The organism is Kitasatospora sp. NPDC101155, from assembly GCF_044768305.1.
Taxonomy (GTDB): domain Bacteria; phylum Actinomycetota; class Actinomycetes; order Streptomycetales; family Streptomycetaceae; genus Kitasatospora.
This window is the reverse complement of the sequence record NZ_JBIWPN010000011.1, coordinates 122,698-137,992: the sequence shown is the minus strand read 5'-3', so window position 1 is coordinate 137,992 and position 15,295 is coordinate 122,698. Positions and strand designations below refer to the sequence as shown.

The 15,295-nt window shown below is 73.3% G+C and carries 14 protein-coding genes and 1 pseudogene; 9 read left to right on the top strand and 6 right to left on the bottom strand.

Annotated features, from left to right (window positions below; genetic code table 11):
* Positions 1-74: 74 nt before the first annotated feature.
* Together ACIRYZ_RS18825 and ACIRYZ_RS18820 are read left to right on the top strand one after the other, a co-directional pair.
* Positions 75-1,277, top strand: coding sequence for an 8-amino-7-oxononanoate synthase (locus ACIRYZ_RS18825; protein ID WP_402945482.1), 1,203 nt, complete (start codon positions 75-77; stop codon positions 1,275-1,277).
* A gap of 39 nt (positions 1,278-1,316) precedes the next feature.
* Positions 1,317-1,808, top strand: coding sequence for a hypothetical protein (locus tag ACIRYZ_RS18820; protein ID WP_402945480.1), 492 nt, complete (start codon positions 1,317-1,319; stop codon positions 1,806-1,808).
* Between the two features lie 12 nt (positions 1,809-1,820).
* Here ACIRYZ_RS18820 and ACIRYZ_RS18815 read toward each other — a convergent pair whose 3' ends face one another.
* The 3 genes from ACIRYZ_RS18815 to ligD are packed head-to-tail and all read right to left on the bottom strand — an operon-like array spanning position 1,821 to position 4,146.
* The gene (locus ACIRYZ_RS18815) at positions 1,821-2,471 is read right to left on the bottom strand and encodes a GNAT family N-acetyltransferase (RefSeq protein ID WP_402945478.1); all 651 of its coding nucleotides are present in this window, start codon (positions 2,469-2,471) and stop codon (positions 1,821-1,823) included.
* Between the two features lie 38 nt (positions 2,472-2,509).
* Positions 2,510-3,103, bottom strand: a complete 594-nt coding sequence (locus ACIRYZ_RS18810; RefSeq protein ID WP_402945475.1) for a class I SAM-dependent methyltransferase — start codon at positions 3,101-3,103, stop codon at positions 2,510-2,512.
* Positions 3,104-3,138: 35 nt separating this feature from the next.
* A complete protein-coding gene (gene ligD / locus ACIRYZ_RS18805; RefSeq protein WP_402945472.1) occupies positions 3,139-4,146 on the bottom strand; it encodes a non-homologous end-joining DNA ligase in 1,008 nt (335 codons plus the stop codon).
* Positions 4,147-4,212: 66 nt separating this feature from the next.
* Between ligD and ACIRYZ_RS18800 the strand changes: the two genes are divergently transcribed.
* The 3 genes from ACIRYZ_RS18800 to ACIRYZ_RS18790 all read left to right on the top strand — a co-directional run bounded on the left by ACIRYZ_RS18800 (position 4,213) and on the right by ACIRYZ_RS18790 (position 7,849).
* On the top strand, positions 4,213-5,274 hold the full coding sequence (locus tag ACIRYZ_RS18800) for an ATP-dependent DNA ligase (RefSeq protein WP_402945469.1): 1,062 nt from the start codon (positions 4,213-4,215) through the stop codon (positions 5,272-5,274).
* A gap of 323 nt (positions 5,275-5,597) precedes the next feature.
* Positions 5,598-6,626, top strand: coding sequence for an L-threonine 3-dehydrogenase (gene tdh / locus ACIRYZ_RS18795; protein ID WP_402945466.1), 1,029 nt, complete (start codon positions 5,598-5,600; stop codon positions 6,624-6,626).
* A 29-nt stretch (positions 6,627-6,655) separates the two neighbouring features.
* The gene (locus ACIRYZ_RS18790; protein WP_402945463.1) at positions 6,656-7,849 is read left to right on the top strand and encodes a glycine C-acetyltransferase; all 1,194 of its coding nucleotides are present in this window, start codon (positions 6,656-6,658) and stop codon (positions 7,847-7,849) included.
* Positions 7,850-8,183: 334 nt separating this feature from the next.
* Here ACIRYZ_RS18790 and ACIRYZ_RS18785 read toward each other — a convergent pair whose 3' ends face one another.
* Positions 8,184-8,984, bottom strand: a complete 801-nt coding sequence (locus ACIRYZ_RS18785) for a TolB family protein (protein WP_402945460.1) — start codon at positions 8,982-8,984, stop codon at positions 8,184-8,186.
* Between the two features lie 200 nt (positions 8,985-9,184).
* Here ACIRYZ_RS18785 and ACIRYZ_RS18780 point away from each other — a divergent pair, with 200 nt between their 5' ends.
* Positions 9,185-10,096 (top strand): LysR family transcriptional regulator, encoded by a 912-nt coding sequence (locus tag ACIRYZ_RS18780; protein ID WP_402945457.1) that lies wholly within the window; start codon positions 9,185-9,187, stop codon positions 10,094-10,096.
* Between the two features lie 26 nt (positions 10,097-10,122).
* Here the strand turns inward: ACIRYZ_RS18780 and ACIRYZ_RS18775 are convergent, their stop codons facing one another.
* A complete protein-coding gene (locus ACIRYZ_RS18775) occupies positions 10,123-10,794 on the bottom strand; it encodes a TetR/AcrR family transcriptional regulator (RefSeq protein ID WP_402945454.1) in 672 nt (223 codons plus the stop codon).
* Positions 10,795-10,937: 143 nt separating this feature from the next.
* On the opposite strand from ACIRYZ_RS18775, the gene ACIRYZ_RS18770 reads away from it, so the two are divergent.
* Both ACIRYZ_RS18770 and ACIRYZ_RS18765 read left to right on the top strand, forming a co-directional pair.
* On the top strand, positions 10,938-12,455 hold the full coding sequence (locus ACIRYZ_RS18770) for a DHA2 family efflux MFS transporter permease subunit (protein ID WP_402945451.1): 1,518 nt from the start codon (positions 10,938-10,940) through the stop codon (positions 12,453-12,455).
* A 190-nt stretch (positions 12,456-12,645) separates the two neighbouring features.
* Positions 12,646-13,575, top strand: coding sequence for a Gfo/Idh/MocA family protein (locus ACIRYZ_RS18765; protein ID WP_402945448.1), 930 nt, complete (start codon positions 12,646-12,648; stop codon positions 13,573-13,575).
* A 238-nt stretch (positions 13,576-13,813) separates the two neighbouring features.
* Here ACIRYZ_RS18765 and ACIRYZ_RS18760 read toward each other — a convergent pair whose 3' ends face one another.
* Positions 13,814-14,008, bottom strand: a complete 195-nt coding sequence (locus ACIRYZ_RS18760; RefSeq protein WP_402945755.1) for a hypothetical protein — start codon at positions 14,006-14,008, stop codon at positions 13,814-13,816.
* A 5-nt stretch (positions 14,009-14,013) separates the two neighbouring features.
* On the opposite strand from ACIRYZ_RS18760, the pseudogene ACIRYZ_RS18755 reads away from it, so the two are divergent.
* Positions 14,014-15,285: pseudogene (locus tag ACIRYZ_RS18755) on the top strand (endonuclease/exonuclease/phosphatase family protein); the annotation flags it as partial.
* Between the last annotated feature and the right edge of the window lie 10 nt (positions 15,286-15,295).

Below are 15,295 nucleotides of genomic sequence, written 5' to 3'. Positions count from 1 at the left end.
GCCAGTGGACCGCACCGATCATGTGCCGAGTGGCACATTGATCCCCGTTCGCCGCCCGTGCCAGAGTGCCGGGCATGACCCTCCCCCTCACCTCCCAGCCCCGCCCCGCCGCTGGCCTCGCCCCGGCGCAGGTCTTCGACTGGCTCGACGAAACCGCCGAGCTGCGCGCCGACGCCGGGTTGACCCGTACGCTGCGCAGCCGGGCGGCGGAGGACCCGGTGCTGGACCTGGCCGGGAACGACTACCTGGGGCTGACCCGGCACCCGGTGGTGACGCGGGCGGCGGCGGACGCCGCGCTGCGGTGGGGTGGCGGGGCGACCGGGTCGCGGCTGGTGACCGGGACGACCGCGCTGCACACCGAACTGGAGGAGGAGCTTGCCGAGTTCTGCGGGGCGGAGGCGGCGCTGGTGTTCTCCTCCGGGTACACCGCCAACCTCGCCGCGCTCACCGCGCTCACCGACCCGGACACGCTGATCGTCTCCGACGCCTACAACCACGCCTCGCTGATCGACGGCTGCCGGCTCTCCCGGGCCGACGTCCACCGGGCCCCGCACAGCGACCCGGCGGCGGTGGCCGAGGTGCTGGCCGGGCGGACGCAGCGGCGGGCGGTGGTGGTCACCGACTCGGTGTTCTCGGTGGACGGGGACGCCGCACCGCTGCGCGGGCTCTCCGCGGCCGTCCGCGCGCACGGCGCCGCGCTGCTGGTGGACGACGCCCACGGGCTGGGCGTCCTCGGCCCCGGCGGGCGCGGCGCGCCGGCCGCCGCCGGGCTCGCCGGGCAGCCGGACACCGTCGCCACCGTCACCCTCTCCAAGTCGCTCGGCTCGCAGGGCGGCGCCGTGCTCGGCCCGCGCCGGGTGATCCGCCACCTCACCGAGACGGCCCGCACCTTCATCTTCGACACCGGCCTCGCCCCGGCCGCCGCCGGCGCCGCCCTCGCGGCGCTGCGCCTGCTGCGCGCCGAGCCGGAGCGCGCCGACCGCGCCCGCGAGGTCGCCCGCACCCTCGCCGGCCGCCTGACCGCCGCCGGGCTGCAGGCCTGCGAGCCGGACGCCGCCGTGGTCTCGGTCCGCGCCCCCGGCCCCGAGGCCGCCGTCGCCTGGGCCGCCGACTGCCGCCGGGCCGGCCTCGCGGTCGGCTGCTTCCGCCCGCCGTCCGTCCCGGACGGCGTCAGCCGACTGCGGCTGACGGCGCGCGGAGACCTGACGGACGGGGAGATCGCGGACGCCGTCCGGATCATCGCCGAGCTGGCGCCGGCGGGTGCGCGGGGCGAATAATCGCTCGGCCGCTGGGGCGTTCCCGGGCAGGATGGCGGCATGGCTGATCTGGTCTGGGACGCGCACGTCGCGTGGCTGCTCGATCCGTCCAGCGGGGCTTGCCTGCCCGATGTGTTCGTCGAGGACACGACGGGGGCGGACTGGCAGGCCCTGCTGGTCCTGGTGGTGGAGCGGGGCTGGGCCTTCGAGTACTCCGAGGGTGACACGGTGCTGCCCCTGCCCCGGGCCGAGGCGGTACTGTCCCGGCCGGCCGATGCCGACTGCGCTTACCTGCGGGTGTGGCCCGATCCCGGGGTCTGCGCGATCTTCCGGTTCTATTCGGACGAGGTGATCGACTTCGACCTCGACCTCCGGGAGCTTCAGGGCCAGGAGCGGTTGGACGTCCTGTGCGGGTTCCTGGCCGCGATCGGACGGCGGCTGGGCAAGTCGGTCCCGATGTTCTTCGAGGGCACCACCACGGGACCGCCGTTCCTCGGGTACGATGTCGCGGCCGACCGGGTCCGGGTGCTGTGGACCCCGCCGGCCGACTGACCCCCAGGCCCCTTACGGCCGCCCCAGCACCAGCAGTGCCTCCGCGCCGATCGCCCGGTAGCCCGCCGCCTGGAAGGCACGGACGCTGGGGGCGTTGCCCGGGGCCTGCTGGGCCCAGACGACCGCGCCCTCCGGCAGCAGGTGCCGGGCGGCGGTGGCCAGCGCGCGGCCGAGGCCGCGACCCTGGGCCTGCGGGTCGACCTCGACGGCGGCCTCCCAGCGCCCGGCCACGCCCCGGCCGAGGATCAGCACGCCGCCGTCGGCTTCGAACACCCGGACGTCCTCGCGGTAGCGCAGCGCCCGGACCACCCGGGGGTGCTCGCGGTCCTCGACCGGGCTGAGCGGCAGCGACGGCTCGCCGGGGAGGCGGTCGGCGACGGAGAGCAGGTCGATGTTGTTGACGGTCCGCCCGGTGCGCGAGGCGAAGGCGGTCAGGAAGGGCGGGCAGAGCGGCGCCGCCAGCGGGTCGCCCGGGTCGGCGGCGAGGGTGTCGCGCACCCAGGCCGGGTCCTCGTCGGTGAACACCACGGCGTGCGCGGCGAAGGACACCACCCCGGCCTCGCGCGGCGAGGGCTGCGGCACCACCGTCACCGACCCGTCCGGCGGCGGGAACACCCCGCCCGCCGTGTCCGCCAGGATCTCGGCCAGTGCCCGTGCGCCCATCGCAGTCCCCTCCCGGAAGTGTCGTCCCGCCCAGTTGATCACCGTGCGCGCCGATAGACCAGCAGATAGCGCCAGAACAGCAGTTGGCGCAGCGTGAAGCCCGGCAGGTGCCGTGCCGCGTACGCCCGTACCTCGGCCAGGGAGGTCGTCGGCATCGCGACCGGGGCTGGCACGCCCGGCCCGGCGCCGTGTTCGCGCAGGTGGACGGCCAGGCGGCAGACGGCGTTCGCCGGCACGGCGGCCAGGCTGATCAGCCGGTCCCGGGCCGTCTCCTCCCGGTAGCAGCCGAGCACCGCCAGCACCCCGCCGGGCACCAGCGCCTCGCGCAGCCGGTCGAGGGTGCCGATCGGCAGGTGGTGCAGGCTGGCCAGGCAGGAGATGTAGTCGTACCGGCCGGGTGGCAGCTCCAGTTCCTCGATGTCCGCCTGGCGGAAGTGGATCCCGGACGCGTCGGACCGGGCGGCGGCGATCACGGCGGCGTCGCGGTCCACGGCCTCCACCTCGACGCCCCGCCGGGCGAGGGCCCGGGCGAAGGCGCCCGTCCCGCAGCCGACGTCCAGTGCCCGGCGGGCCCCGGGCGGGAGTGTGCGCAGCAGCAACCGGTGGTAGTGGTCGTTGTGGTCGAAGGGCATCGGGTCAGGATGCCAGGGCCCACTGCCTCCCGCCGCTACTTCCTGCGAGCCCGGCTCGGCTGCACCCGGGTCGGTTCGCCCTCCGCCTTGGGGTGGTCGGGCGGGTACGGGAGTTCGCCGAGGCCCTCGTCGTGCAACTGCTTGTCGTAGAGCTCCAGCAGGTCGTCCAGCCGGAACGCGTGCTGCTCCATCTCCGCGTTCGGGTCGCCGAGTTCGGCGAAGCGGGCGGGGACGGTGCGCAGGTCGAAGTCCTCGGGGGAGGCGTCGTCCAGCTCCTCCCAGCGCAGCGGGGTGGAGGCGGTGGCGCGGGGGCGGGCGCGCAGCGAGTAGGCGGAGGCGATGGTGCGGTCGCGGGCCATCTGGTTGTAGTCGACGAAGATCCGCTCGCCGCGTTCCTCCTTCCACCAGGCGGTGGTGACCTTCCCGGGCATCCGCTGCTCCAGCACCCGGCCGAGCGCGATCACCGCGTGCCGCCCGTCGGTGAAGGTCCACTCGGGCACCAGCGGGACGTAGACGTGCAGGCCGCGTCCGCCGGAGGACTTGGGCCAGCCGCGCAGCCCGAACTCCGCCAACAGGGCGCGCAGTTCGTGGGCGGCGCGGACGGCGTCGCGGAAGTCGGTGCCGGGCTGCGGGTCGAGGTCGATCCGCAGTTCGTCCACGTGGTCGGTGTCGGAGCGCCGCACCGGCCAGGGGTGGAAGGTGAGGCAGCCCAGGTTCGCCGCCCACAGCACGGCGGCCGGCTCGGTGGGGCAGATCTCGTCGGCGGAGCGGCCGCTGGGGAAGTTGATCCGGGCGGTGGGCAGCCAGTCCGGCAGGCCCTTGGGCGCTCGCTTCTGGTAGAAGAACTCGCCGTCCACGCCGTCCGGGAAGCGCTGCAGCGTGGTCGGCCGGTCCCGCAGCCCGCGCAGCACCCCGTCGGCGACGGCCAGGTAGTACTGCGCGACGTCCAGCTTGGTGAAGCCGCGCTCGGGGTAGTACACCTTGTCCGGGTTCGACAGCCGGACGGTCCGCCCGGCGACTTCCAGTTCCACGGCTGCGCCCATGACTCACACGCTAGGCGCGCCGTGCCCGGCGCGCGTCCCGAGGCGAGTCGGGCGAGGATCGGCCGCATGGACCTGCCCGTGATGCCGCCGGTGGCGCCGATGCTCGCCAACTCGGTGGCCGAGATCCCGCCGGGGATGCAGTACGAGGCCAAGTGGGACGGCTTCCGCACCATCGTGTTCCGCGACGGTGACGAGGTCGAGCTCGGCAGCCGCACCGGCAAGCCGCTGACCAGGTACTTCCCCGAGCTGGTCGAGGCGTTCAAGCGCGAGCTGACGCCCCGCTGCGTGCTGGACGGCGAGGTGGTGATCGCCCGGGACGGGCGGCTGCGCTTCGAGGAACTGCTGGAGCGCATCCACCCCGCGGCGAGCCGGGTGCGGGTGCTCGCCGAGCGGACCCCGGCCTCCTTCGTCGCCTTCGACCTGCTCGCCCTCGGCGACGACTCGCTGGTGGACGAGCCGCTGTCGGTGCGCCGCCCCGCGCTGGTGGCGGCGCTGGGCAAGGCGAAGGACCCGGTGTTCACCGCCCCGGCCTCCACCGACCGCGACCTCGCCGGGACCTGGTTCGCCGAGTACGAGGGCGCCGGCCTGGACGGGGTGGTGGCCAAGCCGCTGGACCAGCCGTACCGGCCGGGGGAGCGGACCATGTTCAAGATCAAGCACGAGCGCACCGCCGACTGCGTGGTGGCCGGCTACCGCGAGCACAAGAGCGGCCCGGTGGTCGGCTCGCTGCTGCTCGGCATCTACGACGACGAACGCAGGCTCCAGCACGTCGGCGTCTGCGCCGCGTTCTCGATGGCCCGCCGTCGCGAACTGATCGAGGAACTGGCCCCGTTGCGGATGGACGACCTGTCCGAGCATCCCTGGGGCGCGTGGGCGGAGGAGGCCGCCCACGCCGAGGGGCGGTTGCCGGGCGCGGTCAGCCGCTGGACCGGCGGCAAGGACCTGTCCTGGATCGCGCTGCGCCCCGAGCGGGTGGTCGAGGTCGCCTACGACCACATGGAGGGCAGCCGGTTCCGGCACACCGCGCAGTTCCGCCGCTGGCGGCCGGACCGCTCGCCGGAGAGCTGCACCTACGCGCAGCTGGAGGAGCCGGTCTCCTACGATCTCGGCAAGGTGCTGGGCATCTGACGGCGTACCAGGGACGCCGGAGGCCTGACCGGTGGACCGGATCAGGCCTCAGAACGCGCCGTAGGGATCAGTCGCGGACGGCGTCCCGCGCTCGGCTGAACGGGTGAGCACCGGCATGCCGCCCCCATCCCGGGCCCCGGCTCGGGCACGATCGTTTAGCCCAGCTGTGGCCGCCCTTAAGAATTCCTCGATGGACCGCACCCGCCCTGACCAGGCAGATTTCTGCTTGCCCGGAGTGCGCCCGTCAATGGCGGTCGAACCGGGCCACTCGGCCTGCCCGACCCTCGAAGGCCGTCCCACCCGCACGTCAGGAGCCGTCGCCCGTGAAGGCACTCGTCAAGCAGAAGGCCGAGCCCGGTCTCTGGATGATCGACGTCCCGAAGCCCGAGATCGGCCCCGGCGAGGTGCTGATCAAGGTGCTGCGGACCGGTATCTGCGGGACCGACCTGCACATCCGCAAGTGGGACGGCTGGGCGCAGCAGACCATCAAGACCCCGCTGGTGCTCGGCCACGAGTTCGTCGGCGAGGTCGCCGAGATCGGCGCAGGCGTCGCGGACATCGCGATCGGCGACCTGGTCAGCGGCGAGGGCCACCTGGTCTGCGGCAAGTGCCGCAACTGCCTGGCCGGCCGCCGCCACCTGTGCCGCAACACCATCGGCCTGGGCGTCAACCGCGACGGCGCCTTCGCCGAGTACGTGGCCCTGCCCGCCTCCAACGTCTGGGTGCACCGGGTGCCGGTCGACCTGGACGTGGCCGCGATCTTCGACCCGTTCGGCAACGCCGTGCACACCGCGCTGTCCTTCCCGCTGGTCGGCGAGGACGTGCTGGTCACCGGTGCCGGCCCGATCGGCATCATGGCCGCCGCCGTCGCCAAGCACGCCGGCGCCCGCAGCGTGATGATCACCGACGTCTCCCCGTACCGCCTCGACCTGGCCCGCCAGGTCGGCGTGACGCTGGCGCTCAACGTCGCCGAGCAGACCATCGAGGAGGGCCAGCAGAAGCTGGGCCTGCGCGAAGGCTTCGACGTCGGCCTGGAGATGTCCGGGCGCCCCGAGGCGATGCAGTCGATGATCGCCAACATGACCCACGGCGGGAAGATCGCCATGCTGGGCCTGCCCGCCGAGCAGTTCCCGGTGGACTGGGCCTCGATCGTCACCTCGATGATCACCATCAAGGGCATCTACGGCCGCGAGATGTTCGAGACCTGGTACGCGATGTCCGTGCTGCTGGAGGGCGGCCTGGACCTCAGCCCGGTGATCACCGGCCGTTACTCCGCCGACGCCTTCGAGGCCGCCTTCGACGACGCGGCGAGCGGCAACTGCGGCAAGATCATCCTCGACTGGACCGCCTGAGCACCCCGCTGACGCAAAAGGAGCCTGTTGTGTTCGACAACGTGCGCGCCGACATCGCCACCACCCTCGACGAGATCCGCGAGGCCGGCCTGTTCAAGCCCGAGCGGGTCATCGGCACCCCGCAGAGCGCCGCGGTCACCGTCACCGGTGGCGGCCGCCCGGGCGAGGTGCTGAACTTCTGCGCCAACAACTACCTCGGCCTGGCCGACCACCCCGAGGTGCTGGCTGCGGCCAAGGACGCGCTGGACCGCTGGGGCTACGGCATGGCCTCGGTCCGCTTCATCTGCGGCACCCAGGACGTGCACAAGGAGCTGGAGGACCGCCTCTCGGCGTTCCTCGGCCAGGAGGACACGATCCTCTACTCCTCGTGCTTCGACGCCAACGGCGGCGTCTTCGAGACCCTGCTGGACGACCGCGACGCCGTCATCTCCGACGCGCTCAACCACGCCAGCATCATCGACGGCATCCGGCTCAGCAAGGCCCGCCGCCACCGCTACGCCAACCGCGACATGGCCGACCTGGAGCAGCAGCTCAAGGAGACCCAGGACGCCCGCCGCCGCCTGATCGTCACCGACGGCGTGTTCTCGATGGACGGCTACGTCGCCCCGTTGCGCGAGATCTGCGACCTGGCCGACCGCTACGACGCGATGGTCATGGTCGACGACTCGCACGCCGTCGGCTTCGTCGGCGCGGGCGGCCGCGGCACCCCGGAACTGCACGGCGTGATGGACCGGGTGGACATCATCACCGGCACCCTCGGCAAGGCGCTCGGCGGCGCCTCCGGCGGCTACGTCGCGGCCCGCCGCGAGATCGTCGCCCTGCTGCGCCAGCGCTCGCGCCCGTACCTGTTCTCCAACTCGCTGGCCCCGGTGATCGCGGCCGCCTCGCTGAAGGTGCTCGACCTGGTCGAGCAGTCCAACGAGCTGCGCGAGAAGCTGGCTGCCAACACCGCGCTGTTCCGCAGCAAGATGACCGAGGCCGGCTTCGAGATCCTGCCCGGCGACCACCCGATCGCCCCGGTGATGATCGGTGACGCGGCCAAGGCGGGCCGGCTCGCCGAGCTCCTGCTGGAGCGCGGGGTGTACGTGATCGGCTTCTCCTACCCGGTGGTCCCGCACGGCCAGGCCCGGATCCGGGTGCAGCTGTCCGCGGCGCACTCCACCGAGGACGTCGAGCGCGCCGTCGCGGCCTTCGTGGAGGCGCGCGCCGCACTGGGGGAGTAGTCCCCGCCGGGCCCGGCAGGGGCCCGCACCGACTGCCCGCGGGCCGGACCGCTCGGAACCGGACCGGCCCGCGGGCTCACAATCGGCGTGCGGCGGAGGCGAATCGAATCGCCTCCGCCGCACGGCCACCAACCACCTGCCGCACCCTCCCGCCACGGGGGTGGGGCGCCGGCCCGCACCGGCGCCCCACCCCCGTTCGCGGTTTCCGGGATCAGTCGTCCTCGCCTTGGTCGTGGGCCGCCGGTCAACAGCTGAGATGAACTCGGCCGGAAAATACGTCAACTGTCGTAAGCAGCGTTTGGCCTATGGCGGCTCGGCCCCACGCACCGGGAGATCACAGGCGGCGCAGGAACACGTCCGTGAAGGTGTTGGTGTGGCCCGCCACCAGGTTGCCGTCCTCCGCGTCGAAGACCACGGCGTCGCCGGTGGCGTCGACGCGCGGGTTGTAGGAGCCGCCGGTGGCCTGCGCGCCGTCCTCGGTGAGGCTGACCCGCTCGATCCGGCCGGTCCACAGGTCCCGCCGGAAGACGTCGGTCTGCTGGTTGGTGTCGCCCGGGACCAGGTTGTCGGCGTCGGAGTCGAAGTAGACCCAGCGGTCGTCGGACGTCATCACCGGGTCGTAGGAACCGCCGGTGGTCGTGGTGCCGGGCAGGAAGGTGATCAGCTCGGTGCGGCCGGTCCAGCGGTCGCGGACGAAGACGTCGCTCTGGTGCTTGGCCTGGCCGGGCACCACGTTGGTGGCGGTGGTGGTGAACGCGACGTAGCGGCCGTCGCCGCTGATCGAGGCGTCCGAGGTGGGCGCGTTCAGCTGCGCGCCGTCGTCGGCGACGCTGACCCGCTCGATGTGCCCGTTGCGCAGGTCCCGTACGTAGACCTCGCTGGCATTTGGGGTGCCGTCGACGGGCAGCAGGTTGGTCGCGGCCGACGAGAACAGCGCGGAGCGGCCGTCGGCGCTCAGGCCGAGCGTGTTCGACAGGCCGTTGAGCTGCTTGCCCTTGGTGCCCTCGCTGACCCGGGCGGTGTCGCCCTTGGGCGGGCGGGCCTCGGCGGCCGGCATCGCGGCGCCGGCCACGACGGCGGCCACCAGGACGAAGCCGGTACGGGCCAGCCAGCGGCGGGAACGAGCGGTGGTCATGGACATCCTCCCCTTGATGACGTGTGCCGGGCCCTCGAATCCCCGCGATCCCCAGCGGCCCGGCCCGGCCACGAGCCAAGCGTCGATCGAGCGCGACGGTCAACGGGCCGAAGCGATCTCCGCCGGAAGTACGCCACCGGTGGTACTGCCCCGAAACGGCTCCCGGACGGTCCACTCCGTCGCGCTGGCAGAATTGGCTCGTGATCGACGCACGACGGCTGCGGACCCTGCGGGCCGTGGCGGACCACCGCACCGTGACCGCCGCGGCGGCCGCCCTCTACCTGACCCCCTCCGCGGTCTCCCAGCAGCTGGCCGCCCTGGAGCAGGAGACCGGCCACGACCTGCTGGCCCGCGAGGGCCGGGGCGTGCGGCTGACCGCCGCCGGGGAGATCCTGCTCGGCCACGCGGACGCCGTGCTCGCCCAGCTGGAGCGCGCCGAGGCCGACCTCGCCGCGTACAGCGCGGGCGTCGCGGGCGAGGTCACCGTCGCCTCCTTCGCCACCGGCATCTCGCACGTGCTCGCCCCAGCGATCGGCCTGCTCGCCGAGCGCGCCCCGGGTGTGCGGCTCAAGGTGCTGGATGCCGAGGGCGACGCCAGCCTGCCGATGGTGCTGGACGGCCGGGCCGACCTCGCGGTGGCCGTCGAGTACCGGGGCGCCCCGCGCGCCGACGACGCCCGGCTCACCCGGGTCCCGCTCTACGCCGAGCCCTTCGAGGCCGTCCTGCCGCTGGCCCACCCGCTGGCCGCCGAGCAGGGGCCGCTCGCCGTGGCCGCCCTGGCCGGCGATCCCTGGATCGGCCCCTACCCGGGCAACCCCTGCCACGACGTGGTGCTGCTGGCCTGCGAGCACGCCGGCTTCCAGCCCCGGCTGCTGCACTCCTCCGACGACTTCCGCGCCGTGGTCGCGCTGGCCTCGGCGGGCTCCGGCGTTGCCCTGGTGCCCCGCTCCGCGCTGCGCGGCGTGGACCTCTCCCAGGTCGCCGTCCGCCCGGTGGACAGCGAGCTGGCCACCCGGCGGGTGTTCGCCGCCGTCCGCGCGGGGGCCGACGGGCACCCGCTGATCCGCCCGGTGCTGGACACCCTCGCGGCGGCGGCGGCCGCCGGGGCCTGACCAACTGGCCCACGGGCGGAGGCAGTTCAGGGCTTTGGCGTCGCCAGCAGGCCGTCCACGATCGCGACCAGCCCCTCCTGCCGGGTGTCGGCGGCGGTCAGCTCCTCCCAGTCGCCGGCCAGCGAGGTGAGCCGGGGGAAGGCCGCCGGGTCGAGGGTGGCGAAGGCCTCGGCGCGGTACGGGCGTCCGGCCGGGTCGGCGCGGCGGCGCCGGCGGCCGAGCCGGACGGTCAGCTCGCCGGCCGTGTAGTACCAGAGCACCCGGTAGACGTGGACGGCCTGTTCGGGGGTGAGCCCGGCGGCGATCGCCGCGTCCAGGATGTTCTCGACGATCCACAGCGCCGAGACCGCGAGCAGGTCGTCCGAGGCCAGCACCTCCACGATCCACGGGCACTCGGCCAGGATGTCGTACAGCACCCGGGCCGCGGCGATCAGCCGCTCGCGCGGGTCGGCGGGCAGCTCGGGCCGGGGGAAGGCCGAGGCGTGGCTCTCCAGGAGGAGCAGCAGCAGCTCGTCCTTGTCCTTGACGTGGTGGTAGAGCGCCATCGGGGTGCTGGAGAGTTCCTTGGCCAGCCGCCGCATGGACAGCTGCTCCGGCCCCTCCTCGGCCAGGATCGTCCGGGCCGCGGTGAGGATCGCCTCCCGGGACAGCTTGGGCGGTCGGCCGGTCCGGCGACCGGTCGGTGTGCTCTGTTCCATGTCCACATCCTCTCCTGTCCGCGCGGCGGCGGGTGCCGACGTCCCTCTCCCTGTCCGGCTGGCGGTCGCCCCGGTCTCCGGCTATGGTTTTCGTACGCGTTAGATATACGCGTATAAAAACTCGGGAGGGGTCGATGGGATCGATGAGGGCGACGGAAGTGGCCGGGGACCACCGGGGGAGGGCGCTCGCCGCGGTGGCGCTGGCCCAGTTCATGGTCACGCTCGACATGACAATCGTGAACGTGGCACTGCCGAGCATGGCGACGGGGCTGCACATCGAGCGCTCCCAACTGCCCTGGGTGGTCAACATCTACGCCCTCTGCTTCGGCGGCTTCCTGCTGCTCGGCGGGCGGATGGCGGACCTCTACGGGCAACGCCGGGTGCTGGCCTGCGGCACGGTCGCCTTCGCGCTCGCCTCGTTCGGCGGCGGGCTGGCGCAGAACGAGGCCCAGCTGATCCTGGCCCGCGCGGTCCAGGGCGTCGGGGCGGCCGTCCTGGCGCCCGCCGCGCTCGCCGTCCTGACGCTGACCCAGCGCGAGGGCCGCGAGCGCACCCGGGCGCTCGGCGTCTACGCCGCCGTCTCGGCGGTCGGAGGCGGCGCCGGGGTGCTGATCGGCGGGTTGCTCGCCGAGTACGCGGGCTGGCGCTGGGTGATGTTGGTCAACCTGCCGATGGCGGCCGGCGCGCTGGTCCTGGCCCTCGGCGGAGTGCCCGGCGGCACCTTCGGCCGCCGCCGGGGCCGGCTCGACCTGGTCGGCGCGGTGCTCGCCACCGCGGGCGTGGGCCTGCTGATCCTCGGCGTGGAGCGCACCGAGCAGGTCGGCTGGGGCTCCGCCGCCACCCTCGGGACGCTGGCCGCCTCGGCCGTACTGCTGCTCGGATTCGCGCTCTGGGAGCAGTACGGGCCGATGGCCGATCCGCTGATCCGGCTCGGCCTGCTGCGCCGGCGCAACGTCCTCGGCGCCAACCTGTTCATGGCGCTGCTGGTCGGCGGCCAGTTCGGCGCGTTCTACTTCTCCACCCTGTACCTGCAGACCGTGCTCGGGTTCAGCGCGGCCCGGGCCGGGCTGGCCTTCCTGCCGCTGACCCTGTGCGTGGTGGTCGCCATCCAGATCTCCACCCGGCTGATGCGCCGGGGCGTGCCGGTCCGCCTGCTGCTGGTCCCCGCCGGGCTGCTCGGCGCCGCGGGCTTCGCCTGGTGGGCGGCACTGGAACCCTCCGGCGGGTACCTGGGCGACGTCCTCGTCCCCTCGATGGTCGCGGGCCTCGGGATCGGCTTCTCCTTCGTCCCGCTCACCGCGGCCGCCACCGGCGGACTCCCGCCGCAGGAGGCCGGGACGGCCTCGGCGCTGCTCAACTCGGCCCGGCAGATCGGCGGCGCGATCGGCCTCGCGGTGCTGGTGACGGCCGCCACCGCCCGCACCGACCACCGGCTGGCCGCCGGGGCCGAGGCCAGGGCGGCGGCGACCGACGGCTACTCGCTCGGCTACCTGCTGGCGGCGGGCTTCCTGGTGGCCGCCGCGCTGGCCGCGGCGGTGGTCCTGCCCGGGCGGCCCAAGCCGACGGCCGGCGTTCCTGCCGAGCCGGCCGGTTCGGAGTCGACGGGTGCCGAGCCGGCCGGTTCGGAGCCGACCGCTTCCGGCTCTGCCGTCGAGCGCTGACCGGTGGAGGACAGAGCCCGCTGAACCCGGGCTGTGCGGGGCCCGGGAGGCCCCGCACAGTCGGTCGATCACGCAGGCGCCGGCGGCGCGACGGGGCGTCACCGGGCCCCGGTCGGCCCCGCCGACCGCCGTGACCAGGCACGTAGGATGGCTCGACGTGACGACCGTCCGTTTCACGGCAGGAGATTTCATGGGCGCGACCGCTGCCTCCGAAACCGGGTTCCCCGTCGGGGTGATCGGCCTGGGCGACATCGCGCAGAAAGCCTACCTGCCGGTGCTCACCGCGCTGCCCGGGCTGGACCTGCGGCTGATGACCCGGGACCGGGCCAAGCTGGACCGTCTGGGGGAGACGTACCGGATCGGCGCCGAGTACCGGTTCACCGATCTGGGCGAGCTGATCGGCAGCGGCATCCGTGCCGCCTTCGTGCACGCCGCGACCGACCAGCACGTGCCGATCGTCGAGCAGCTGCTCACCGCCGGGGTCGACGTCTACGTGGACAAGCCGCTGGACTACACCCTGGACGGCGCCCGCCGGCTGGTCGGGCTCGCCGACCGGACCGGCCGCTCGCTGATGGTCGGCTTCAACCGGCGCCACGCGCCCGGGTACCTCCAGGCCAAGGAGCGGCCGCGCGACCTGATCGTGCTGCAGAAGAACCGCGAGGGCCTGGCCGAGGCCGCCCGCTCACTGGTCTTCGACGACTTCATCCACGTCGTCGACACCCTGCGGTTCCTCGCCCCCGGCGAGATCGAGCACGTGGACGTCCGCGCCCGCACCCGGGACGGCCTGGTCGAGCACGTGGTGCTCACGCTCGGCGGGGAGGACTTCACCGCGCTCGGCATCATGAACCGGGTCTCCGGCTCGACCGAGGAGGTACTGGAGGTCTCCGGCGGCGACTCCAAGCGCGAGGTGCGCAACCTGGCCGAGGTGATCGACCACCGCGGCCAGCCCACCGTCCGCCGACGCGGCGACTGGGTGTCCGTCGCCCGCCAGCGCGGCATCGAGCAGTGCGTGACCGGCTTCCTGGACGCCGTCCGCGCCGGGAAGACGGTCGACGCCCACGACGCGCTGCGCACCCACGAGTTGTGCGAGCTGATCGCGGAACGGATCGGGCAAAGCTGAGCAAAAGCCGGGGAAAGCTTGGGGAAAGCTGGAAGCCTGCTGGGAGCGGGCTGAATTGACGCGTCATCAAGTCACTTGGCCGGAACCGACAGTTCATTGGCGGGGTCTTGTCGGGGCTTTTTCTACGCGCGTATCTTGAGGGCGTCGCGGGGGGCGGGTGTTCGTCCCCCGCTTTCTCTCCCCCTCTCTCTACGCGAGTAGCGCCCGCTACGCGAGCCGGTAGCGCCCGCTGCACGAGCTAGGAGTCATGCCCGGTGACCACCGCCTCCGCACCCCGCCCCCGCAGAGCCGCCCTGCTGCGTGCCGCGATCCTCCCGGCCGCGCTGGCCGCCTCGCTGGTGCTCGTCCCGCTGCCGGTGGCGAACGCGGCCGGCGCGGCGACGCCAGCCCCGTCCGCCCCGACCGAGGCCGGGCCGCTGCGGATCCACGACATCCAGGGAGTCGCTGGAGGGCATGCTCGTCCAGGTCAAGGACGTCCGGGTGATACAGGCGACCGACAAGTACAACGAGTTGTGGGTCGCCGCCGACCGGCAGGACCAGCGCAGCAAGCGCGGCGGCGTGCTGTACGAGTCCTACCGCGAGCCCAACGTCGGCCGCCTGATGGTGCAGCAGCAGGCTCCGGTCTCCCAGCAGCCCTTCCCGGTGGCCAACGTCGGCGACGAGCTGACCGGCGCCACCACCGGCCCGCTGGACTACAACGCCTTCGGCGGCTACACCCTCGTCGCCGGCACCATGGGCACCCTCAAGGACAACCACCTCCAGCGCGAGGTGACCGCCAAGGCCGGCGAGCGTGAACTCACCATCGCCACCTACAACGTGGAGAACCTGGCCGCCACCAACCCGGACGCCAAGTTCGCCGAGCTGGCCCAGGGTGTCGTCACCAACCTGCGCTCGCCCGACATCGTCGCCCTGGAGGAGATCCAGGACGACAACGGGGCCAAGAACGACGGCACGGTGGACGCGAGCCGGACCGTCGCCAAGTTCCTCGCCGCGATCAAGGCGGCCGGCGGCCCGGCCTACGAGTGGCGCTCGATCGACCCGCAGGACGGCAAGGACGGCGGCGAACCCGGTGGCAACATCCGCCAGGTCTTCCTGTTCAACCCCCAGCGGGTCTCCTTCACCGACATCCCCGGCGGCACCGCCACCACCGCCGTCGGCGTGACCGGCACCGGCGCCGCCACCGCGCTGACCGCCTCGCCCGGCCGGATCGAGCCCACCGACGAGGCGTGGACCAACAGCCGCAAGCCGCTGGTCGGGCAGTTCTCCTTCCGCGGCCAGAAGGTCTTCGTGATCGCCAATCACTTCAACAGCAAGGGCGGCGACCAGGGCATCGACAGCCGCTTCCAGGCCCCGACCCGCAGCTCCGAGGTGCAGCGGATCAAGCAGGCCACCGGCGAGCAGGCCTTCGTCGCCGAGCTGCTGGCCGCCGACAAGGAGGCGCGGATCGTCTCGGTCGGCGACTACAACGACTACCAGTTCTCGCCCGCGCTGGCCGCGCTCACCAAGGACGGCGTGCTGCGCGACCTGGTGAACGAGCTGCCGGAGACCGAGCAGTACTCCTACATCTACCAGGGCAACTCCCAGGTGCTGGACCACATCCTGGTCAGCCCCGAGGTCGGCTACGCCAAGTACGACGTGGTGCACATCAACGCCGAGTTCGCCCAGCAGGCCAGCGACCACGACCCGCAGGTGGTCCGGATCAGGCCCTGACCCGAGCTGC